Origin of the sequence: Streptomyces sp. NRRL F-5755, from assembly GCF_001279365.1 — a bacterium.
Classification (GTDB): Bacteria; Actinomycetota; Actinomycetes; order Streptomycetales; family Streptomycetaceae; genus Streptomyces; species Streptomyces rimosus.
In genome coordinates, this window is record NZ_LGCW01000303.1 from 21232 (window position 1) to 43465 (window position 22234).

Below are 22234 nucleotides of genomic sequence, written 5' to 3' on the forward strand. Positions count from 1 at the left end.
CGGTTCACCCCTCGGATGGCGTCCGCGGGCCCGGGCACGCGGTCCCCGGGCCCTCGGGCTCATCCCTCGGCGGCGGTCTTCGCCTCGGCGCGCAGGTCGCGGCGGAGTTCCTTGGGCAGCGAGAAGGTGATGGACTCCTCGGCGGCCTTGACGGTCTCCACGTCCTCGTAACCGCGCTCGGCGAGCCAGTCCAGGACGCCGTGCACCAGGATCTCGGGGACGGAGGCGCCGGAGGTCAGGCCCACGGTGGTCACGCCCTCCAGCCAGCTCTCGTCGATCTCCTCGGCGCCGTCGACCAGGTGGGCGGCGCCGGCGCCCGCGCCGAGGGCGACCTCGACCAGGCGGACCGAGTTCGAGGAGTTCTTGGAGCCGACCACGATGACCAGGTCGGCCTGGGCGCCCATCTGCTTGACGGCGGTCTGGCGGTTCTGCGTGGCGTAGCAGATGTCGTCGCTGGGCGGGGAGAGGAGGTTGGGGTAGCGGCCCTTGATGGCGTCGACCGTCTCCATGGTCTCGTCAACCGAGAGGGTGGTCTGGGAGAGCCAGACCACCTTGTCCGGGTCGCGGACCTCGATGTTCTGCACATCGTCGGGGCCGTCGACCAGGGTGATGTGGTCGGGGGCCTCGCCGCTGGTGCCGATGACCTCTTCGTGGCCCTCGTGGCCGATCAGGAGGATGTCGAAGTCCTCCTTGGCGTACCGGACGGCTTCCTTGTGGACCTTGGTGACCAGCGGGCAGGTGGCGTCGATGGTGGCCAGCTTGCCCTGCTTGGCCTCGTCGTGGACGACCGGGGCGACGCCGTGCGCGGAGAAGATGACGATGTTGCCCTCGGGGACCTCCGCCGTCTCCTCGACGAAGATCGCGCCCTTCTTCTCCAGGGTCTTGACCACGTACTTGTTGTGGACGATCTCGTGGCGCACATAGACGGGCGCGCCGTACTGTTCCAAAGCTTTCTCGACGGCGATCACGGCACGGTCCACGCCCGCGCAATAACCACGCGGCGCGGCGAGCAGGACCCGGCGGCGGTCCTCGCGCGGCGTGGCGGCTCCGTCCGGAGCGCTGGCGGGCGACGGGCTGGGCGTAGCAGCAGTCATACGATCCATCGTACGGGGCGTACTTCGCGGTTCGTGCTGCCGTGGGGGCGCGGCGGGGTGAACGAGGTTGACGGGGCGCGGGGCGGTGTCACCGGGGTGACGGGGGTGGCCGCACGGGTGTGGGGCGTTGCGTGAGGCCGCGGCGCGGGGGTGGGGGTCGTGGGGCGTAGAGGCGCGTGCATGGCTGTGCGAGTGTGCGAGCGCCCTGTTACGGAGGCGCGTGCGCCGTGCTGCGGGTACGTATGTGCTGCCGTACGCCACCGGAGTGGCACCGGAGTGCCGTGTGCGCCGCGCCGCCGTACGCCACCGGAGTGCGTATGCGCCGCACCGCCGCACCGCGGCGAGGCTGCCTCCCGGCCCCCTCCCCCCTCCTGGCGCGTCCACCCCGTCCGGCGCGCGGCCTTGCCCGAAGCTGGAAGGCAGCCGACGATCATCGTCGGCACGTACGTCCCCCGCTGGAGTGACCGTCATGAGCGCACCGCCCGAGCCGAACCCGTCCTCCGGACCGAATCCGTCCTCCGGGCCGACCCCGTCCTCCCCGCCGCCGTCCGCCGGAACCACCGCGTCACCCGGCGCGTCACCCGGCGCGTCCGCCGACGCCGGGCTCCGGCGCACGCTGACCTTCCGGGACCTGATCGTCTACGGGCTGCTCTTCATCGCCCCGATGGCCCCGGTCGGCATCTTCGGCACGCTCCAGGCCAAGTCGCACGGCGCGATCACGGTCGTCTACCTCGTGGCGACCGTCGCGATGGCCTTCACCGCGTACTCGTACGCGCAGATGGTGCGGGTCGCCCCGCAGGCCGGCTCGGTGTTCACCTACGCGCGGGTCGGGCTCGGCGACGGCGCGGGCTTCGTCGCGGGGTGGATGGCGATGCTCGACTATCTGCTGATCCCGGCGGTGGCGTACCTCTTCTCCGGTATCGCCATGCACGCGCTGGTGCCGTCCGTGCACCAGTGGGTGTGGACGGCGCTCGCGGTGGTCGTCACCACGCTGCTGAACCTCATGGGGGTACGGACCGCGGCGGTGGCCGGGTTCGTGGTGCTGGCGATGGAGCTGGCGGTGCTGGTGGTGTTCGTGGTGGCGGCGGTGTGGGTGCTGGCCACGGACGGGGCGCGGCGCGGGTGGTCGGTACCGCTGACCGGGGAGGGCGGTTTCTCGACGAGCGCGGTGCTGGCGGCGGTGTCGGTGGCGGTGCTGTCGTATCTGGGGTTCGACGCGATCGCGTCGTTCGCGGAGGAGACCACGGGGAGTTCCGCGCGGGTGGCGCGGGCCGTGCTGACCTGCCTGGTGCTGGCGGGTGTGCTGTTCGCCGTACAGACCTATCTGGCGGCGCTGCTCACGCCGATGTCCGCGGCCGAGCTGGCGGCGAACCCCGCCGGGCAGGGCGACGCCTTCTACACGACGGCGGACACGGCCGTCGGCGAGTGGCTGCAGAAGCTGGTGGCGGCGAGCAAGGCGATCGGCGCGGCGTTCGCGGCGCTGGCGGGACAGGCGGCGGCCGGCCGGCTGCTGTTCGCGATGGCGCGGGACCGGCGGCTGCCGGGCGCGATGTCGAAGGTGGACGCGGGCAGCGGCGTGCCGCGGCGGGCACTGCTGGGCGCCGCGGTGGTGACGCTGGTCGCGGCGGTGTGGGCGGCCCGCCGCGACGACGGCCTGGACCATCTCTCCTCGATCGTCAACGTGGGCGCACTGACCGCCTTCGGTCTGCTGCACGCCTCGGTGATCGGCTGGTTCTGGGTACGCAAGCGGGCCGGGCGGCCGAACGTCCTCAAGCACGTCCTGGTGCCGCTGCTGGGCCTGGCGGTGGTGGTCGCGGTGATCGTGGAGGCGTCCGGGACCGCGCAGACCGTGGGGGCGGTCTGGCTGGTGGTGGGGCTGGTGGTGCTGGCGGTGCAGTACGGGCGCAGGAGGGGCGGTACGGCGGGCGCCGCCGAGCGGTGAGCGGTCGGCCACGCCGGGATCGGGCCTGGGGCGGGCGGCCTCGTACGGGGCCGCGGCAAGCGGCCGGCCTCGTACGGGTCTGCAACGAGCGGCCGGCTTCGTACGGGTCCGCGCCCGCTCCGCGCCGCCCGGCCTCGTACGGACCCCGCCGCCCGCTCCGCGCCGCCCGGCGCTGTCAGTGCCGGGCTATACGCTCGACGCATGAGTGTGAGGACGTCTGCGGAGGCGCCGATCCCCGTCGGCGAGGTGTCGCGGCTCATCGGGGGGTGGATCGACCGGCTGGGTGCCGTCTGGGTCGAGGGCCAGATCACCCAGCTGTCCCGGCGGCCGGGCGCCGGGGTGGTCTTCCTGACGCTGCGCGACCCGTCGTACGACATCTCGGTCAGCGTGACGTGCTACCGCCAGGTCTTCGACAAGATCGCCGACGTGGTGAGCGAGGGCGCCCGCGTCGTCGTGCACGCCAAGCCCGAGTGGTACGCGCCGCGCGGCCAGCTCTCGCTGCGCGCCGCCGAGATCAAACCGGTGGGCGTCGGCGAGCTGCTGGCGCGGCTGGAGCAGCTGAAGAAGTCCCTCGCGGCCGAGGGCCTGTTCCGGGCGGAGCGCAAGCGCGGGCTGCCGTTCCTGCCGCAGCTGATCGGCCTGGTCTGCGGGCGGGCCAGCGCCGCCGAGCGGGACGTCCTGGAGAACGCCCGTCTGCGCTGGCCGGCGGTCCGCTTCGAGGTGCGCAACGTACCGGTGCAGGGGGTGCACGCGGTGCCGCAGGTCATCGAGGCGGTCAAGGAGCTGGACGCGCTGCCCGAGGTCGACGTGATCATCGTGGCGCGCGGCGGCGGCAGCGTCGAGGACCTGCTGCCGTTCTCGGATGAGCAGCTGGTCAGGGCGGTGGGCGCGGCCCGTACGCCAGTCGTCTCCGCGATCGGCCACGAACCGGATTCACCGCTGCTCGACCTGGTCGCCGACCTGCGCGCCTCGACGCCGACGGACGCGGCCAAGAAGGTCGTACCCGACGTGGGCGAGGAGTTCGCCCGTATCCAGCAGCTGCGGGAGCGGGCGCTGCGCGCGGTCAGCGGCTTCCTCGACCGCGAGGAGCGCGGCCTGGCGGCGGCGCTGAGCAGGCCCTCGATGGAGCGGCCCCACCGGATGGTCGAGGAGCGCGAGGACCAGGTCACGGCGCTGCTGGAGCGCGGCCGGCGCACGCTGGGGCATCTGCTCGACCGGGCCGACTCCGAGCTGTCGCACACCCTGGCGCGGGTGGTCGCCCTCTCCCCCAAGGCCACCCTGGAGCGCGGTTACGCCGTCCTCCAGAGGCCGGACGGCTCGGCCGTGCGCTCGCCCGGCGAGGTCGCGCCGGACGACGAGCTGCGGGCCAGGGTCGCCGACGGCGAGTTCCGGGTACGGGTCTCCGGCGCACCGTCCGATGTCGGACCCCAGGATTAGGGTGGGAGCCATGGCGAAGGCGAAGACGGACGACACGGTGGCGGGCGGCGCGGCGGGCGCGCCGGACGCGGCACAGCCGGAGGGTTCCGCGCTCGGTTACGAGCAGGCCCGGGACGAGCTGATCGAGGTCGTCCGCAGCCTGGAGGCCGGCGGGACCACCCTGGAGGAGTCCCTCGCGCTCTGGGAGCGCGGCGAGGAACTGGCAAAGGTCTGCCGCCGCTGGCTGGACGGCGCGCGGGCGCGGCTGGACGCGGCGCTGGCGGAGGAGGACGAGGCGGAGGCGGCGGCCGAGTAGCGGCCGGCTGTACGGACAGGGGGCCGGGCCCGCGTACGTATGGGTACGGGGCGGCACGGCCCCCTGCGCGCGTAACCACGCGTACGACCGCGCCTACGACCACCCGTAGAACCACGCCTGCACCCACGGCCCCCTCCCCTGAGCGGCAGCGGAGCCCGCACGCACAACGCTCCCCCACCCACCTTGTGAACCGAGTCACGATTCCCCCGTATTAGTTGAAACTTAATCTATCTTGGTTACAGTTGATACCGAACACGGAAATCACCGACTCACCGAGGTGCCCTCATGTCTCTCGCGCTCGACGCCGCCGCCCAGGACCTCCTCTTCCGCGAGGCCCAGACCGCCAACTCGTTCACCGACGAGCCGGTGACGGACGAGCAGGTTCAGGCCATCTACGACCTGGTGAAGTACGCGCCGACCGCCTTCAACCAGTCGCCGCTGCGGCTGACCCTGGTCCGCTCGGCGGACGCCCGTGAGCGCCTGGTCAAGCACGCCATGGGTGCCAACGGCCCGAAGACGCTGAGCGCGCCGCTGACCCTGGTGCTCTCCACGGACCTGGACTTCCACGAGAAGCTGCCGACCCTGTTCCCGCACGCCCCGGGCATCAAGGACGCCTACTTCAGCGAGCCGGCCGTCCGCGAGGTCGCCGGCGCCCAGAACGCAACCCTCCAGGCCGGCTACCTCATCCTCGGCATCCGCGCGGCCGGCCTGGCCGCCGGCCCGATGACCGGCTTCGACTTCGCCGGTATCGACAAGGAGTTCTTCGGCGACGGCAAGCAGAAGTCCTTCATGGTCATCAACGTCGGCAAGCCGGGCGCCGACGCGTTCTTCCCGCGCTCGCCGCGCCTGAGCTTCGACGAGGCCGTCACGACCGTCTGAGCCTTCCCCGCGTACGACGAGGCCGCCGCACCCAGCCCGGGTGCGGCGGCCTCGTCGTACCTGCGGAGCCGTAGTGGCAGGCGGGGGCCGTCAGCCCTTCTTGGCCTCCAGCGACGCGGCCAGCTCCGCGAGCCGCCCGTAGGGCGCGGTGCCGGTGAGGACGGTGGTGACGCCCTCCTCCTGGCGCACCAGCGCGCGGTACTTCTCGCCCTTGTAGCGGTCCCACTTCACGCCGCCGACGGCCTGCTTGCCCGGCGCCTTCTCGGCGCCCAGCGTGACGTCCTGGATGAACTTCTTCGCGGGCGCGTCGCTCTGCTCCAGCGCCGCGTACTCCTGCTCCGGGTCGAGGAAGCCCAGGTGCCAGGCGCCGCCCTTGCCGTCGTTGCTCGCCTTGTACGTGACGGAGGTGGCGCGCCAGCCCTCGGGCAGGCCCTTGGGCGCGGCGATCGCGTACGGCGCGGCGCGCCGGGCGGTCGCGAGTTCCACGCGGTAGTCGACCGTCTTGACCGCGTTGACCTCGGCGGTCCTGCTGTCGTTGTGCGGGATGAAGACATAGATGCCCGCGACGAGGGCGCCGATCACCGCCATCGACAGGACCATGTCCCGAACCGTCTGCTTGCCTCGCATACCTGCCACGTCTCTATCGTCCCCCATGCCCGGTCCCGCGAAGACACGCCCCCTGCCGTTCGCCGCCCGGCGCCCGCCCTCGCGGGGACACGCCCGTACGGCGCCCGGGCGCTGCTCATGCGTAGGGCCCACTGCTCATTGTGGCGACCTACCGATAAAGTCATAGCCACCCTCACCATTCCGGCCGTCGCCGTACAGAAAGGTGCGCTCGATGACCGAGCATCATCTGCCGTCCCAACTCGAGGTCAGCCCCGAGGCTCCCGACCGCAACCTCGCACTGGAACTCGTCCGGGTGACCGAGGCCGGAGCCATGGCCTCGGGCCGCTGGGTCGGGCGCGGCGACAAGAACGGCGCCGACGGCGCCGCCGTCAAGGCCATGCGTGCCTTGATCCACACCGTCTCCATGAACGGCGTCGTGGTCATCGGGGAGGGCGAGAAGGACAACGCCCCGATGCTCTACAACGGCGAGCGGGTCGGTGACGGCACCGGCGCCGAGTGCGACGTGGCCGTGGACCCGGTCGACGGTACGACGCTGACCGCCAAGGGCATGGCCAACGCGGTCTCCGTGATGGCCGTCGCCGAGCGCGGCGCCATGTTCGACCCGTCCGCGGTGTTCTACATGGACAAGCTGGCCACCGGCCCGGAGGCCGCCGACTTCGTCGACATCACCGCGCCGGTCGGCGTGAACATCCGCCGGATCGCCAAGGCGAAGAAGTCCGCCGTCGAGGACGTCACCGTCGTCATCCTGGACCGGCCGCGCCACGAAGGCCTGGCCAAGGAGGTACGGGAGGCGGGCGCCCGGATCAAGTTCATCTCCGACGGCGACGTGGCCGGCGCGATCATGGCGGCCCGTGAGGGCACCGGCGTGGACCTGCTGCTGGGCATCGGCGGTACGCCCGAGGGCATCATCGCCGCGTGCGCCCTGAAGTGCCTCGGCGGCACCCTCCAGGCCAAGCTGTGGCCGAAGGACGACGAGGAGCGGCAGCGCGCGATCGACGCCGGGCACGACCTGGACAAGGTGCTCCAGACCGACGACCTGGTGCGCGGCGACAACGTCTTCTTCGTGGCCACCGGCATCACCGACGGCGACCTGCTGCGCGGCGTGCGCTACCGCGCCGAGACCGCGACCACCTCGTCGCTGGTGATGCGCTCCAAGTCCGGCACGATCCGCCGGGTCGACTCCGAGCACCGGCTCGCCAAGCTGCGCGCGTACAGCTCGGTCGACTTCGAGCGGCCCAGCTAGCGGCGGCCGGACCGGCAACGGCCGGCCGGCGCGCACAGCAATCGGGCCGGGACTCCGCCGTCACACTCGGCGGGGTCCCGGCCCGTCACGCGTGCCGGGTGCACGGGCCGCTCAGCCGGCGGCCTGCATCCGGGCCGAGCGCTGCAGCTCGGTCTCCCGGCGCCGACGGCGCGCGAGCACGACCCGTCGCTCGGCGGCGGTCAGACCGCCCCACACTCCGTAGGGCTCGGGCTGCATCAGGGCGTGCTCCCGGCATTCGATCATCACCGGGCAGCGGGCACAGACCCGCTTCGCGGCTTCCTCCCTCGCCAGGCGTGCGGCGGTCGGCTCCTTGGACGGTGCGAAGAACAGTCCCGCCTCGTCACGGCGGCACACCGCCTCCGCGTGCCAGGGACCGGCCTCTTCGCGAGAGGGAACCCGCTGGGGCGGAACAACTGCGGTGTCCTGCAGAGGCTGATGCGGTAGCAGCACGGTCTACTCCTGACGACGGCTTCGGCGAAAGAGTCACCCTTGCCCGTCTCGCTGCGCACGACTTTTCGCACCCCGCAGCCGTACGAGAGACGATGCACCAGCCCTACCCGCTGTACGCGTGCTTATGCACACGGTTGCGAACGGCGTTTGAGCAGTACGGAAGCGCGGGGAATTCAACCTTCCCGCAGCCCGGAAGGGTGCGGTCCGCCCGGTTTTTACCCCGGTCTCTCCCGTCGCACACCGACCGGCCGCGGGCTGCGCCGCCGGCGGCCTCCCCCACCGCCGCCGGCCCCGTCAGTCCCAGCCGCCGTGCAGCCGCCCGTGCCGTTCGCGCCGCTCGTCCCGGCGCTGCTCGTGCCAGGCCCGGCGCTCGTCCCGGCGCTGTTCGTGGAGCGTCCGCCGCTCGTCGCGCCGCTGCTCCTGCCACGCGCGCCGCGCGCCGCGCAGGTCATCACGCAGGTCGCGCAGCCACTTGCCGCGCTTGGCCTTGGCCTCGACGCTGCCGAGCACCGCGTAGCCGTTGACCTGGACGACCGGCGCGTCACCCTCCACCGACTCGTTGGTCTCGACCTCGAAGGCGCCGAGCACGCCGGAACCGCTGCTGCGCAGCGTGATGTTCTCCGGCACCCGGATCTCCACACTGCCGAAGATCGCGGTGACGTTGATCTGGACCTGTTGCTGCTGGAAGATGCCCTCGGTCAGATCGATCTCCACGCTGCCGAAGACGGCGACGGCGTTGATACGGGCGGGCACCCGCCAGCGGCCCTTGCGGGTCGAGGCGCTGAAGATCGCGACCATGGTCTGGTCCGGCGGCGCGGCGCCCGGCCCGTCCCCGTACGCGGCGGACGCGGGCCGCTGCCGGGGAGCGCCGTCCTCCGCGGGCAGGTCCCGTACCAGCGGTTCCAGTTCGCCCATCGTCTTGGCGCGGTAGACCAGGTCGATACGTTCGGCGTGCTCCTCCGCGTCGAGCCGTCCCACCGCCAGCGCCTCGCGGAGGATCTCCGCGATCCGGTCCCGGTCGGCGTCGGAGGCCCGGATTCCGGCCTCCGCCACGGGCTTGGTCAGGTTCACCGGCTGCTGGGCTCGTTTGGCGAGCGACGATTCGTCCACGGGCAGCAGCGTACCGAAACGCGATAGATCGCGACTAGGGGACGCGCGGCCCCGTCCCGGCCCCGGGTGAGCCTTACCTCACAGCGGCGGCCGCGAGTAAGGGTTCTACGCTGTTCAGGCGCTGCCGCAGATGTCAGCCGAAAGCCACCGTCGAGTGAGGAATGACCGCTAATGCCGGAGTTCGCCTATACCGACCTGCTCCCCGTAGGCGAGGACAACACCCCCTACCGCCTCGTCACTTCGGAAGGTGTGAGCACCTTCGAGGCCGACGGGCGCACGTTCCTCAAGGTCGAGCCGGAGGCGCTGCGCAAGCTGGCCGCCGAGGCGATGCACGACATCTCGCACTATCTGCGCCCGGCCCACCTCGCCCAGCTGCGCCGCATCCTGGACGACCCCGAGGCGTCCGCCAACGACCGCTTCGTGGCGCTGGACCTGCTGAAGAACGCGAACATCGCGGCGGCGGGCGTGCTGCCGATGTGCCAGGACACCGGCACGGCGATCGTCATGGGCAAGCGCGGCCAGAACGTACTGACCGAGGGCCGGGACGAGGAGGCCCTGTCCCGCGGCATCTACGACGCGTACACGCAGCTGAACCTGCGGTACTCGCAGATGGCCCCGCTGACCATGTGGGACGAGAAGAACACCGGCTCCAACCTGCCGGCGCAGATCGAGCTGTACGCCACCGACGGCGACGCGTACAAGTTCCTGTTCATGGCCAAGGGCGGCGGCAGCGCCAACAAGTCCTTCCTCTTCCAGGAGACCAAGGCGGTCCTCAACGAGACCTCCATGATGAAGTTCCTGGAGGAGAAGATCCGCTCGCTGGGCACGGCCGCCTGCCCGCCGTACCACCTGGCGATCGTCGTCGGCGGCACCAGCGCCGAGTACGCGCTGAAGACCGCCAAGTACGCCTCCGCGCACTACCTGGACGAGCTGCCCGCCGAGGGCTCCCCCACCGGCCACGGCTTCCGGGACAAGGAGCTGGAGGAGAAGGTCTTCGAGCTGACGCAGAAGATCGGCATCGGCGCGCAGTTCGGCGGCAAGTACTTCTGCCACGACGTACGCGTGGTCCGCCTGCCCCGGCACGGCGCGTCCTGCCCGGTCGCCATCGCCGTCTCCTGCTCCGCCGACCGCCAGGCCGTCGCGAAGATCACCGCCGAGGGCGTCTTCCTGGAGCAGCTGGAGAAGGACCCGGCGCGCTTCCTCCCGGAGACCACCGAGGAGGAGCTGACCGAGGGCGCGGGCCCGGACCTCGACGCCGTACGCGTCGACCTGAACCAGCCGATGGACGCCATCCTCGCCGAGCTGACCAAGCACCCGGTCAAGACCCGCCTCTCGCTCACCGGCACCCTGGTCGTCGCCCGCGACATCGCGCACGCGAAGATCAAGGAGCGGCTGGACGCGGGTGAGGAGATGCCCGAGTACCTGAAGAACCACCCGGTGTACTACGCGGGCCCCGCGAAGACCCCCGAGGGCTACGCGTCCGGCTCCTTCGGCCCGACCACGGCCGGCCGCATGGACGCCTACGTCGAGCAGTTCCAGGCGGCGGGCGGCTCGAAGGTCATGCTCGCCAAGGGCAACCGCTCCAAGCAGGTCACCGACGCGTGCGCAGCCCACGGCGGCTTCTACCTCGGCTCCATCGGCGGCCCGGCGGCCCGCCTGGCGCAGGACTGCATCAAGAAGGTCGAGGTCCTCGAATACGAGGAGCTGGGCATGGAGGCCGTCTGGCGCATCGAGGTCGAGGACTTCCCCGCCTTCATCGTCGTCGACGACAAGGGCAACGACTTCTTCCAGGATCCGGCGCCGGCTCCCACCTTCACCAGCATTCCGGTACGTACCGCCTGAGCCACCGGGCGGTCCGCCTGACGGCTGACTCCTGACGGTGTCCGGGAACACATCGCGGTTCCCGGGCACTGTCATAGACATGAGCGACAACGGCGACTTCCGCATCGAACACGACTCCATGGGCGAGGTAAGGGTCCCCGCCCACGCCAAATGGCGCGCCCAGACCCAGCGCGCCATCGAGAACTTCCCGGTTTCCGGGCAGCGGCTGGAGCGGGCGCACATCGAGGCGCTGGCGCGGATCAAGGCTGCAGCGGCCAAGGTGAACGCCGAGCTCGGGGTGGTGGACGAGGACATCGCGCGGGCGATCCAGGAGGCCGCGGCCGAGGTCGCGGACGGGAAGTGGGACGAGCACTTTCCCGTCGACGTCTTCCAGACCGGCTCCGGCACCTCGTCCAACATGAACACCAACGAGGTGCTGGCCACCCTCGCGACCGAGCGGCTGGGGCGGGACGTCCACCCCAATGATCACGTCAATGCCTCCCAGTCCTCCAACGACGTCTTTCCCTCCTCGATCCACATCGCGGCGACCGCGGCCGTCACCCGCGATCTGATTCCCGCGCTGGAGCACCTGGCGGCTTCCCTGGAGCGCAAGGAGACCGAGTTCGCCGAGGTGGTGAAGGCGGGGCGGACGCATCTCATGGACGCCACGCCCGTCACCCTCGGCCAGGAGTTCGGCGGCTTCGCCGCGCAGGTGCGCTACGGCGTGGAGCGGCTGCGGGCCGCGCTGCCGCGGCTGGCCGAACTGCCGCTGGGCGGTACGGCCGTGGGCACCGGCATCAACACCCCGCCCGGCTTCCCCGCCGCGGTGATCGCCGAGGTGGCGCGGGCGACGGGGCTGCCGCTGACCGAGGCGCGCAACCACTTCGAGGCGCAGGGCGCGCGGGACGCGGTCGTGGAGACCAGCGGGCAGCTGCGTACCATCGCCGTCGGCCTGACGAAGATCGCCAACGATCTGCGGTGGATGTCCTCGGGGCCGCGCACCGGCCTCGCCGAGATCAACCTGCCCGACCTCCAGCCGGGTTCGTCCATCATGCCGGGCAAGGTCAACCCGGTGATCCCGGAGGCGGCGCTGATGGTGGCGGCGCAGGTCACCGGCAACGACGCGACGGTGGCCGCGGCGGGCGCCGCGGGCAACTTCGAGCTGAACGTGATGCTGCCGGTCATCGCGAAGAACGTGCTGGAGTCGGTACGGCTGTTGGCCAACGTCACACGGCTGCTGGCGGACCGTACGGTCGACGGGATCACCGCGAATGCCGAACGGGCCCGGGAGTACGCGGAGTCGTCGCCCTCCGTGGTCACCCCGCTCAACAAGTACATCGGGTACGAGGAGGCGGCGAAGGTCGCCAAGAAGTCGCTCGCGGAGCGCAGGACCATCCGCGAGGTGGTCATCGAGTCGGGGTACGTCGACAAGGGGCTGCTGACCGAGGAGCAGTTGGACGAGGCGCTGGATGTGCTGCGGATGACGCACCCGTAAGGGAGCGACACCCGTGTGGCGCCGGCCCCCGTCCGTAACGGACCGTGCGTCCTGCGTCACGGCGCGGCCATCCGTACGCCACTAAGATCTGCGCATGACAGCGGACATGGTGGAGACGAGGAAGGGCGCCGCCGGGGCGGGGGACGCGCGGGACGCCGTGGAGCGGACGGGGAGCTGGGCGCCCGGGGACCGGATTCTGTGGCGCTACCGCGACAATGCCGGCGACGGCATTCACATCTGCCGCCCGATGACCGTCGTCCAGGACACCGACGAGCTGCTCGCGGTGTGGATGGCCCCGGGCACGCCCTGCGTCAAGCCGGTGCTGGCCGACGGGACGCCCGTCCACCGCGAGCCGCTCGCCACCCGCTACAAGAAGCCCCGGCGCACCGCGCTCGACCAGTGGTTCGGCACCGGGGTGCTGAAGCTGGCCCGGCCGCACGACCCCTGGTCGGTGTGGCTGTTCTGGGAGCCGGGCTGGCACTTCAAGAACTGGTACGTGAATCTGGAGGAGCCGCGCCGCCGCTGGGCGGGCGGCATCGACTCCCAGGATCACTTCCTGGACATCTGCGTGTATCCGGACCGGCATTGGGAGTGGCGGGACGAGGACGAATTCGCGCAGGCGCAGCGGGACGGGCTGATGCCGCCCGCGCTGGCGGCGGACGTACGGGCGGCGGGCCGCGCGGCGGTCGAGCACATCGGCGCGTGGGGGGTGCCGTTCGGCGGCGGCTGGGAGGACTGGCGGCCGGACCCGGCGTGGGAGGTGCCGGGGCTGCCGGAGGACTGGGACCGGCCCGTACCCGTACCGGACGCGCAGGGGTGAGCCCGGCCGCGCGGGGCGCGGCCTGGCCGGTGCAAGGGCGCGCCCGCGCGCCCCGGTGAGCAGGTCGAGGCGTCACGTGGCGTGCGAGTGAGCCCCCTTGATGCGCCCCTGGGGATCAACCGTAGGATCGTCCTCCACAAGACTGCACAGGCGTAACTCAAGACTGCACGGAACTGCACGGACGTGGCTCCCTCGCCGGAGCCCCGAACTTGACCGCGGTCGCAGGAGAGGCGAGGTCGTGAGCGCTGAAGGCTACGACGGATACGAGGGCCTGAACGGGTTAGTCCTGGACCGGGCGGGGCAGGCGGAGGCGTTCGATGCGATCGGCGACCGCTACGACGAGGCGTTCCCGCACAAGGACGGCCAGCTCGCCGCGGGCGCCCGGCTCGCGGCCGCGCTGCCGCCCGGGTCCCGGGTGCTGGACCTCGGGTGCGGTACGGGGCTGCCGACGGCCCGTCAGCTGGCGGACGCGGGGCATGCGGTCGTCGGTGTGGATCTGTCCCCCTCGATGGTGGCGCTGGCCCGGGAAAACGTCCCGGCGGGTGAGTTCCACCGGCTGGACATCGCCGACCTGCGCCACGGCGAGCTCGGCGGGGCCGGCTCCTTCGACGGGGCCACCGCCTTCTTCTCGCTGCTGATGCTGCCCCGCGCGGAGATCCCGTACACGCTGCGGATGCTGCACTCGCTGCTGCGGCCGGGCGGGCTGCTGGTGCTGGCCATGGTCGAAGCCGATCTGGACGACTGCCCGATTCCGTTCCTGGGCAGCACGATCCGGGTATCGGGTTACCTGCGGGACGACTTGCGCCAGGTCGTGCACGACGCGGGCTTCGAAGTCACCGGGGAGGACTCGTATGCGTATGCCCCGGCCAGTACGGACACCCCACCCGAGATCCAGCTCTTCCTGCACCTGCGACGCGCTTGAGACGCGGCGCGCCACGCGCGCAGCCCCGGATGGATGGAATCCCACGCGTGACGGAGCACCCGACCTCCCACGAACCGCGGCAGGCCGCCCCGCCTGCCGCGTCCTCGGCGACCCCGCACCGGGCGCCGTACACCGCGGCCGCCGGTCCCGGCGGCCTGCCGGGGCGGTCCACGCCCCACGGACCGGCCGAGGTGGCTGAGATGTCTCCCGCGGCACCGCGCGGTGACGATTCTGCGCACACCGCGGACAACCGCTGCGAGGAGCCCGGAGCCGACGCCGGGGGCACGCCCTGGCAGGGGCCCGGCGACGGCGGCACCGCCGGCGGCGTCGGACGGCCGCGCCCGTGCCCCGAGGGGACGCCCACGGTCCCGCCGCCCGCCGCGCCGCGCGGTGTACCGGTGGAGTCCGGCGCGCGCGGCGAGGAGCCCGCGCGGGCGTCCGAGCAGACCGCGGGGCCGGCCGCACCGCCCGCCCGCTCCGCGCACCCGGCCGAGAGCGGCGAGGTGCTGGCGGCGCGTCAGGCGGGCGGCGACCGGCTGCGCTTCATCGGCGCCGCGACCCGGCGGATCGCCCGCGGCATAGACCTGGACGAGATCGTGCTGGGGCTGTGCCGGGCGACGGTGCCGACGTTCGCCGACGCCATCCTGGTCTATCTGCGCGATCCGCTGCCGGTGGGCGACGAGCGGCCGACCGGCCCGGTGGTGCTGCGGCTGCGCCGTACCGACCGGATTCCCGAGGAGCCGGACACCAACGGCGGGCGGCTGCCGATGCTGCCCGCGCAGCCGGACCTGAGCCCGGCGATGGGCGGCAGCGCGGCGGAGCTGTCCGAGGTGCTGCCGGGCGGGCCGCTGGCGGAGGTGCTGCGCGGTGTCCGGCCGCTGTTCGGCGAGGTGCAGGCGGCGCGCGCCGCGCTGCCCGAGCTGCTCGGCCCGCTCACCCAGCTGCCGGCCGGGCACCGGGTGATCCTGGCGCCGCTGCGCGGGCGCCGCCGGGTGATCGGCGCGGCGGTGTTCCTGCGCCGCCCGGACCGCCCGGCCTTCGAGGCGGACGATCTGCTGGTGGCGGCGCAGCTGGCGACGCACACGGCACTGGGTGTGGACAAGGCGGTGCTGTACGGGCGCGAGGCGTACATCGCGGACGCGCTCCAGCGCACGATGCTGCCGGACTCGCTGCCGCAGCCCACCGGCGTCCGGCTGGCCAGCCGCTATCTGCCGGCCGCCGAGACGGCGCGGGTGGGCGGCGACTGGTACGACGCGATCCCGCTGCCCGGCAGCCGGGTGGCGCTGGTCGTCGGCGACGTGATGGGCCACTCGATGACCTCCGCGGCGATCATGGGCCAGCTGCGCACCACCGCGCAGACCCTCGCGGGGCTGGACCTGCCACCGCAGGAGGTGCTGCACCACCTCGACGAGCAGGCGCAGCGGCTCGGCTCGGACCGGATGGCGACGTGCCTCTACGCGGTCTACGACCCGGTCGCGCACCGCATCATGGTCGCCAACGCCGGGCACCCGCCGCCCGTGATGCTGCACCGCGGCGGGCGCGCGGAGGTGCTGAACGTGCCGCCGGGCGCCCCGATCGGTGTCGGCGGGGTGGACTTCGAGGCGGTCGAGCTGGACGCGCCCGCGGGCGCCACGCTGGTGCTGTACACGGACGGCCTGGTGGAGTCCCGTATCCGCGATGTGTGGACCGGCATCGAGCAGCTGCGGGAGCGGCTGACCGAGACGGCGCGGCTGACCGGGCCGAACCCGCCGCCGCTGGAGCCGCTGTGCGACGAGGTGCTGGACATGCTCGGGCCCGGCGACCGGGACGACGACATCGCGCTGCTGGCGGCCCGGTTCGACGGGATCGCGCCGAGCGATGTCGCGTACTGGTACCTGGACCCGAAGGCGCAGACCGCCGGGCAGGCCCGCCGGCTGGCCCGCAGGGCGCTGTCCCGGTGGGGCCTGGAGGAGCTGACCGACCAGCTGGAGCTGCTGGTCAGCGAGGTGGTGACGAACGCCGTGCGGTACGCGGAGCGGCCCATCACGCTGCGCCTGCTGCGGACGGACGTGCTGCGCTGCGAGGTCGGCGACGATGTGCCGCAGCTGCCGCGGCTGCGCCAGGCCCGCCCGTCCGACGAGGGCGGCCGGGGCCTGTACCTGGTCAACCGGATGGCCCGGCGCTGGGGCGCGACGCGGCTGAGCACCGGCAAGGTGGTGTGGTTCGAGCTGTCCATGCCGTTCGGGGGCACGCCGTAGGCGGGGCTCGCGCGCTTCGTCGATGCCGGCCGCCGGGCCGCCAACGGGCGTACCGGCGGCCGGACTTCGTCCCGAACTGGACGGCGTCCAACGGTTGCCGACACCGCGTCGGCGGAGTTGACTTCTGAGGTGGCAAGGGACTGACGACCCACCACCGGGAGGCGCACCCCCATGACCAGCTCCGCGCACGACGTCCCGCGTACGACGACCAATGCCGGCATCCCGGTCGAGAGCGACGAGCACTCGCTCTCGGTGGGCTCCGACGGTCCGCTGCTGCTCCAGGACCACTATCTGATCGAGAAGATGGCCCAGTTCAACCGGGAACGGGTGCCCGAGCGGGTGGTGCACGCCAAGGGCAGCGGCGCGTACGGCTTCTTCGAAGTGACCAACGACGTGAGCCAGTTCACCAAGGCGGACCTCTTCCAGCCGGGGCGGCGCACCGAGATGCTGGCCCGGTTCTCGACGGTGGCGGGCGAGCAGGGCTCGCCGGACACCTGGCGCGACCCGCGCGGCTTCGCGCTGAAGTTCTACACCGAGTACGGCAACTACGACCTGGTCGGCAACAACACACCGGTCTTCTTCGTACGGGACACGATCAAGTTCCAGGACTTCATCCGGTCGCAGAAGCGCCGCCCGGACAACGGGCTGCGCGACAACGACATGCAGTGGGACTTCTGGACGCTCTCGCCGGAGTCGGCGCACATGGTCACCTGGCTGATGGGCGACCGCGGCATCCCGAAGACGTACCGCCACATGAACGGCTACGGCTCGCACACCTTCATGTGGATCAACGGCGGCGGCGAGCGGTTCTGGATCAAGTACCACATCAAGACGGACCAGGGCGTCGACTTCCTGACACAAGAGGAGGCGGACCGGCTGGCGGGCGAGGACGGCGATGTGCACCGCCGCGACCTGTATCAGGCGATCGCGGCCGGGGACGCCCCCTCGTGGACCATGTACGTCCAGGTCATGCCGTTCGACGACGCGCCGGACTACCGCTTCAACCCGTTCGACCTGACGAAGGTGTGGCCGCACGCCGACTACCCGCTGATCGAGGTCGGCCGGATGACGCTGGACCGCAACCCGGAGGACTTCTTCGTCCACGTCGAGCAGGCGGCCTTCGAGCCGTCCAACATGGTGCCGGGCATCGGCCCGTCGCCGGACAAGATGCTGCTGGGGCGGCTGTTCTCGTACCCGGACACCCACCGCTACCGCATCGGCCCGAACTACGCGCAGCTGCCGCCCAACCGCCCGCACTCGACGGTGACCTCGTACGCGAAGGACGGCCCGATGCGCTACGAGCCGTCCCGCGCGGCGGCGCCGTACGCGCCCAACTCCTACGGCGGGCCGGCCGCCGACACGCAGAACTTCGGCGACCCGGCGGGCTGGCACGCGGCGGGCGAGATGGTGCGCGAGGCGTACAAGCTGCGCCGTGACGACGACGACTTCGGCCAGGCGGGCACCCAGGTGCGCAAGGTGCTGGACGACGCGGCGCGTGAGCGGCTGGTGAACAACGTGGTCGGGCACCTGTCGAACGGGGTGAGCCGGCCGGTGCTGCTGCGCGCCTTGCAGTACTGGCGCAGTGTCGACAAGGCGCTCGGTGACCGGATCGCCGCGCGCTTCAACGGCAGCTGAGCCGGAGCGCGCCCCGCGGGACGGAAACGGCCGTGGCCCCCACCGGTGCGGTGGGGGCCACGGCCGTTCGCGCCGGGCGCCGGGTCAGCCCAGGTCGTCGAAGCCGGGCGGGCGGCCGTTGTTGCCGTTGCCGCCGCTGCCGGCCGTCGGGGAGGCGGGCGGCGACTCCGGCGGCTTCGAGGGCGTCCGCGACGGCGAGTGCGACGGGGACTGGGACGGCGAGTGCGACGGGGTCCTGGACGGCGTCTGCGACGGGGTCTGGGACGGCGTCTGCGAGGGCGTCTGGGACGGGGTGTGCGAGGGCGTGTTGCTCGGCGGCGGCGTGTTGACCGGTCCGCCGCCGGAACCGAGGTCCGTTTCCAGGTCGAACTTGGCCCCGGTGTCGTCGCCGATCGCGGCGGCGGTGTAGGCGGCCCAGATCTTGGCCGGGTAGCCGCCGCCGTTGACGCGGCCGCCACCGCCGGTGCCCTTGAGCGTGACCTGCTTGCCGCCCTTGGCCTCCTCGCCGAACATGCCGACCGCGGTGACCAGCTTGGGCGTGTAGCCGACGAACCACGCCGACTTGTTGTCGTCGGAGGTGCCGGTCTTGCCCGCGGCCTGGTAGTCCGTGCTGCCTATGGCTTCCTTGGCCGTACCGTCGTTGACCACGCCGCGCAGGACGGAGGTGACGGTGTCGGCGGTGTTGCGGGTCAGCACCTGGGAGCCGATCGGGTCGGGCAGCTCGGTCTCCTGCGAGCCGTGCTCGGCCTTGGTGACCAGCGACGGGGTGACCTTCTTGCCGTGGTTGTCCAGGGTGGCGTAGGCACCGGCCATCTGGAGCGGGCTGGCGCCCATGGTGCCGAGCGTCATGGCGGGCTGGACGTCCATCCGGCTGCCGTCCATGCCGAGGCCGACCGCGGTCTTCTTGACCTCGTCCAGGCCCACGTCGGCGCCCATCTGCGCGAAGACGGAGTTGACGGAGTTGTTGGTCGCCTGCTGGACGCTGATCCGGCCGTAGGTCTGCTCGTCCTCGTTCGGCGGGGCGAACGGCTTGGTGCCGCCCACCACCGGGCGCCGGTTGCGTCCGTCGTAGACCGTGCTGGGGGTGATCGGCACGCCGGACTGGGTCTTGGCGTGGTTCTCCAGCGCGGAGGCGAAGATCAGCGGCTTGAACGTGGAGGCGGGCTGGAAGTCGGCCCGCGTGGCGTTGTTCGTGTAGTGCTTGGTGTAGCCGGCGCCGCCGTACATGGCGACCACGTGGCCGGTCTTGGGGTCGACCGAGACGGCGCCGAGCTGGGCGTCCCGGTCCACCTTGCGGACGTCGGGCTTGAGGTCGTCGGTCAGCTTGTTCTTGACCGCCTTCTCCAGCTCCTGCTGCTTCTTCTTGTCGATGCCCAGGGTGATGGTCCAGCCGCCGGCCGCGAGTTCCTTCTCGTCGACACCCTTGCGGATGAGTTCGTCGTTGGCGGCGTTGACGAAGTAGCCGATCTGGCCGGCCACACCGGGCAGCGGCTTGGGCTTGATGGGCTGCTGGAACTTCTGCTTCTGCCGGTCCTGCGGGCTGAGCCACTTCATCTCGACCATGTTGTCGAGCGTGTACGCCCAGCGCTCCTGCACCCGCTTCTTGCCGGCGTCGGAGGCGATGGCCCAGTCGTACTGGCTCGGCGCCTGGAGGAGGGAGGCCAGGTAGGCGCCCTGGCTGACGGTCAGCTTGTCCACGTCCACGCCGTAGTACGCCTGGGCGGCGGCCTGGATGCCGTACGCGCCGCGGCCGTAGTAGCTGGTGTTCATGTAGCCGGCGAGGATGTCCTTCTTGTCCAGCTTGTTGTCGACCTTGAGGGAGATGACGATCTCCTGGAGCTTGCGGCTGACCGTCTGCTCCTGGCTCAGGTAGTAGTTCTTGACGTACTGCTGGGTGATCGTGGAGCCACCCTGCTTGCCCCGGCCCCTGAGCGTGTTGAGGACGCCGCGCAGCGTGCCCTTCAGGTCGACGCCGGAGTCCTGGTAGAAGGTCTTGTTCTCGGCCGCGACGAAGGCGTGCTGGACGGGCTCGGGGATCTCGTCGATCTTGACCGTCTCGCGGTTGAGCAGGCCCTTGCGGGCCATGACCGAGCCGTCGGCGTACTTGTAGACGTTGCTCTGGGTCGTGGCCGCCGCGTTGCCCTGGTCGGGCACGTCCACGTACAGGTACAGGCCGATGAAGCCGAGGATGCCCAGCAGGCACACGCCGAGGAAGGCCCCGAGCAGCTTCTTCCAGGTGAAGAAGCGGCGTATGCCGCCCTTCTTGGCCTTGGTCTTCGGTTTGGCCCGGCGGTTACGTCCCTGCGCCGCCCGTCTCGCGTCCGCTCGCCCCATCGCTCCCGCAACTCCAGTCGTTCCGCCCCCAATAACTCAGCTCACGAAGCTAACACCGCATCTGTCGACAAATGCTCATCGATCAAGGCTTTTGCCGACGTGACAAAGAGCACCCGTTCCTGGGGGAACCTCCGGTCAAGGATGCCGCACCGGACTGAGAACCCTCTTAAAGTGCTATCACTTTGCTAGAGTTCCGTTAGCATCACCGACCAGTACACGAGAAACGGGGAGACACATGTCCGACCAGACACCGGCCGGCGGCGGCAACGACGAGGCGGGCGGCGGCGCGCAGCTCACGGCCGACGCGCCGCAGATGCCCCGCCCGCAGGTCCGCGAGACGCCGGCGCACAGCATCCCGGGCGGCCTGGGCCTGCTGCTCACCGTCCTCGGCGCGTTCGCCGGACTGGGCATGATCATCGGTGGCGGCGCCCTCGCCGCGGGCGGGAACAAGGCGGTGGGCGTACCGCTGATCGTCGTCGGCGTCCTGCTGGCGGTGGGCTCGCTGTTCTGCATGACCGGCGTGAAGATGGTCGCCCCCGGCGAGGCCCGCGTCATCCAGCTCTTCGGCCGCTACGTCGGCACCATCCGCGAGGACGGCCTGCGCTGGGTCAACCCGCTGACCGCCGACCGCAAGATCTCCACCCGCGTCCGCAACCACGAGACCGCGGTCCTGAAGGTCAACGACGCCTACGGCAACCCGATCGAGCTGGCCTCCATCGTCGTGTGGCAGGTCGAGGACACCGCGCAGGCGCTCTTCGAGGTCGATGACTTCCTGGAGTTCGTCGCCACCCAGACCGAGGCGGCGGTGCGGCACATCGCGATCGAGTACCCGTACGACGCGCACGACGACGACGCGCTGTCGCTGCGCGGCAACGCCGAGGAGATCACCGAGAAGCTGGCCGTCGAGCTGACCGCCCGGGTGCAGGCCGCGGGCGTACGGATCATCGAGTCCCGCTTCAGCCACCTCGCGTACGCTCCGGAGATCGCCTCGGCGATGCTCCAGCGGCAGCAGGCCGGCGCGGTGGTGGCGGCCCGCCAGCAGATCGTCGAGGGCGCGGTCGGCATGGTCGAGATGGCGCTGGCCCGTATCAGCGAGCAGGACATCGTGGAACTGGACGAGGAGCGGAAGGCGGCCATGGTCAGCAACCTGATGGTGGTGCTGTGCGGCGACCGGGCCGCACAGCCGGTACTGAACACCGGCTCCCTGTACCAGTGAGCGAGGGCGGCTCCCAGGACGCGACCGGGGCCGGCGGCCCCGGGGACGGCGGGCAGGCGCCGAAGCGGCGGGCGGCGCAGCGGCGCAAGCAGATGCTGCTGCGGCTCGACCCGCTGGTGCACGACGCGCTCGCCCGCTGGGCCGACGACGAGCTGCGCAGCGCCAACGCACAGGTCGAGTTCCTGCTGCGGAAAGCGCTGGCGGACGCCGGCCGGCTGCCGAAGGGCGCGGGCGGCCTGCCCCGGCGGGGGCGGCCGCCGAAGTCGGCGGAGCCGCGGGAGGCGGCGGGTGGCGAGGAGCCGCCGGGCCCGGAGGGCGCCGGACCGCACGGGTGAGACCGGGATGCCGGGGGCCCGGCCCGTACGCGGGCGGGGTTCCCGGCCTTCCTTTCCCCGGCTATACACCACGGGTATACACACCATGTAGTGTGTGGCATGTCCCTTGGGGCCGGTCCCTGGAGGCCGCCGTCCGCCGTATCCGTTACGGTCCCGGCCCGCCCCGGCAGCGGCGTCGGCCGCTGCCGCCCCACCGCCCCTGTCCGCACTTCCGGAGGCCCCCGTATGACCCCGGCCGGTTCCCTGCTCACGGCCCGCGCGCTGCACAAGGCGTACGGCTCGACCCCCGCGCTCGACGGCGCGGACTTCTCCATCCACCCC

17 protein-coding genes and 2 pseudogenes are annotated in these 22234 nt (G+C 71.7%); 14 read left to right on the forward strand and 5 right to left on the reverse strand.

The genetic code is table 11. The annotated features are described in order from the left end of the window. Positions 1-59: 59 nt before the first annotated feature. A complete protein-coding gene (locus ADK86_RS34145; RefSeq protein ID WP_078620452.1) occupies positions 60-1103 on the reverse strand; it encodes a 4-hydroxy-3-methylbut-2-enyl diphosphate reductase in 1044 nt (347 codons plus the stop codon). A gap of 460 nt (positions 1104-1563) precedes the next feature. On the opposite strand from ADK86_RS34145, the gene ADK86_RS34150 reads away from it, so the two are divergent. The 4 genes from ADK86_RS34150 to ADK86_RS34165 all read left to right on the forward strand — a co-directional run bounded on the left by ADK86_RS34150 (position 1564) and on the right by ADK86_RS34165 (position 5647). Further along, a complete protein-coding gene (locus tag ADK86_RS34150; RefSeq protein ID WP_053700101.1) occupies positions 1564-3036 on the forward strand; it encodes an APC family permease in 1473 nt (490 codons plus the stop codon). 201 nt (positions 3037-3237) lie between these two features. Then, the gene (gene xseA, locus ADK86_RS34155; RefSeq protein ID WP_033020849.1) at positions 3238-4473 is read left to right on the forward strand and encodes an exodeoxyribonuclease VII large subunit; all 1236 of its coding nucleotides are present in this window, start codon (positions 3238-3240) and stop codon (positions 4471-4473) included. Between the two features lie 10 nt (positions 4474-4483). Further along, positions 4484-4768, forward strand: a complete 285-nt coding sequence (locus ADK86_RS34160) for an exodeoxyribonuclease VII small subunit (protein WP_030586977.1) — start codon at positions 4484-4486, stop codon at positions 4766-4768. A gap of 285 nt (positions 4769-5053) precedes the next feature. Beyond that, positions 5054-5647 carry a malonic semialdehyde reductase gene (locus ADK86_RS34165; protein ID WP_053700102.1) on the forward strand — a complete coding sequence of 198 codons (594 nt, stop codon included), beginning with the start codon at positions 5054-5056 and terminating at the stop codon, positions 5645-5647. A gap of 90 nt (positions 5648-5737) precedes the next feature. On the opposite strand, the gene ADK86_RS34170 is transcribed toward ADK86_RS34165, so the two are convergent. Next, entirely contained in the window at positions 5738-6274 is a 537-nt protein-coding gene (locus ADK86_RS34170; RefSeq protein WP_078952445.1) for a DUF4245 domain-containing protein, read from the reverse strand. Positions 6275-6485: 211 nt separating this feature from the next. On the opposite strand from ADK86_RS34170, the gene glpX reads away from it, so the two are divergent. Beyond that, complete coding sequence (gene glpX, locus ADK86_RS34175) at positions 6486-7517, forward strand: class II fructose-bisphosphatase (protein WP_053700104.1); 1032 nt, start codon at positions 6486-6488, stop codon at positions 7515-7517. 111 nt (positions 7518-7628) lie between these two features. On the opposite strand, the gene ADK86_RS34180 is transcribed toward glpX, so the two are convergent. Together ADK86_RS34180 and ADK86_RS34185 are read right to left on the reverse strand one after the other, a co-directional pair. Then, positions 7629-7988, reverse strand: a complete 360-nt coding sequence (locus ADK86_RS34180; RefSeq protein WP_032922291.1) for a WhiB family transcriptional regulator — start codon at positions 7986-7988, stop codon at positions 7629-7631. 441 nt (positions 7989-8429) lie between these two features. After that, positions 8430-9104, reverse strand: a pseudogene (locus tag ADK86_RS34185) (DUF1707 SHOCT-like domain-containing protein); the annotation flags it as partial. Positions 9105-9269: 165 nt separating this feature from the next. Here ADK86_RS34185 and ADK86_RS34190 point away from each other — a divergent pair. From ADK86_RS34190 to ADK86_RS34215, 6 genes are all read left to right on the forward strand, one after another. Beyond that, positions 9270-10940: a fumarate hydratase gene (locus ADK86_RS34190; protein WP_030628518.1), complete on the forward strand. Its 1671-nt coding sequence runs from the start codon at positions 9270-9272 to the stop codon at positions 10938-10940. Positions 10941-11019: 79 nt separating this feature from the next. Beyond that, positions 11020-12414: a class II fumarate hydratase gene (locus tag ADK86_RS34195; protein WP_053700106.1), complete on the forward strand. Its 1395-nt coding sequence runs from the start codon at positions 11020-11022 to the stop codon at positions 12412-12414. 94 nt (positions 12415-12508) lie between these two features. Further along, positions 12509-13234, forward strand: coding sequence for a DUF402 domain-containing protein (locus ADK86_RS34200; protein WP_030641053.1), 726 nt, complete (start codon positions 12509-12511; stop codon positions 13232-13234). A 238-nt stretch (positions 13235-13472) separates the two neighbouring features. Further along, positions 13473-14156: a class I SAM-dependent DNA methyltransferase gene (locus ADK86_RS34205; protein WP_053700107.1), complete on the forward strand. Its 684-nt coding sequence runs from the start codon at positions 13473-13475 to the stop codon at positions 14154-14156. Positions 14157-14185: 29 nt separating this feature from the next. Then, complete coding sequence (locus ADK86_RS34210; RefSeq protein WP_053700108.1) at positions 14186-16393, forward strand: SpoIIE family protein phosphatase; 2208 nt, start codon at positions 14186-14188, stop codon at positions 16391-16393. Positions 16394-16564: 171 nt separating this feature from the next. Continuing rightward, positions 16565-18028, forward strand: a complete 1464-nt coding sequence (locus ADK86_RS34215; protein ID WP_053700109.1) for a catalase — start codon at positions 16565-16567, stop codon at positions 18026-18028. An 84-nt stretch (positions 18029-18112) separates the two neighbouring features. On the opposite strand, the gene ADK86_RS34220 is transcribed toward ADK86_RS34215, so the two are convergent. Continuing rightward, complete coding sequence (locus ADK86_RS34220) at positions 18113-20362, reverse strand: transglycosylase domain-containing protein (RefSeq protein WP_053700110.1); 2250 nt, start codon at positions 20360-20362, stop codon at positions 18113-18115. Between the two features lie 235 nt (positions 20363-20597). On the opposite strand from ADK86_RS34220, the gene ADK86_RS34225 reads away from it, so the two are divergent. From ADK86_RS34225 to ADK86_RS42755, 3 genes and pseudogenes are all read left to right on the forward strand, one after another. After that, complete coding sequence (locus ADK86_RS34225) at positions 20598-21578, forward strand: SPFH domain-containing protein (protein WP_053700111.1); 981 nt, start codon at positions 20598-20600, stop codon at positions 21576-21578. 92 nt (positions 21579-21670) lie between these two features. Continuing rightward, a complete protein-coding gene (locus ADK86_RS34230; protein ID WP_053700115.1) occupies positions 21671-21913 on the forward strand; it encodes a hypothetical protein in 243 nt (80 codons plus the stop codon). Positions 21914-22138: 225 nt separating this feature from the next. Beyond that, positions 22139-22234, forward strand: a pseudogene (locus ADK86_RS42755) (ABC transporter ATP-binding protein); the annotation flags it as partial.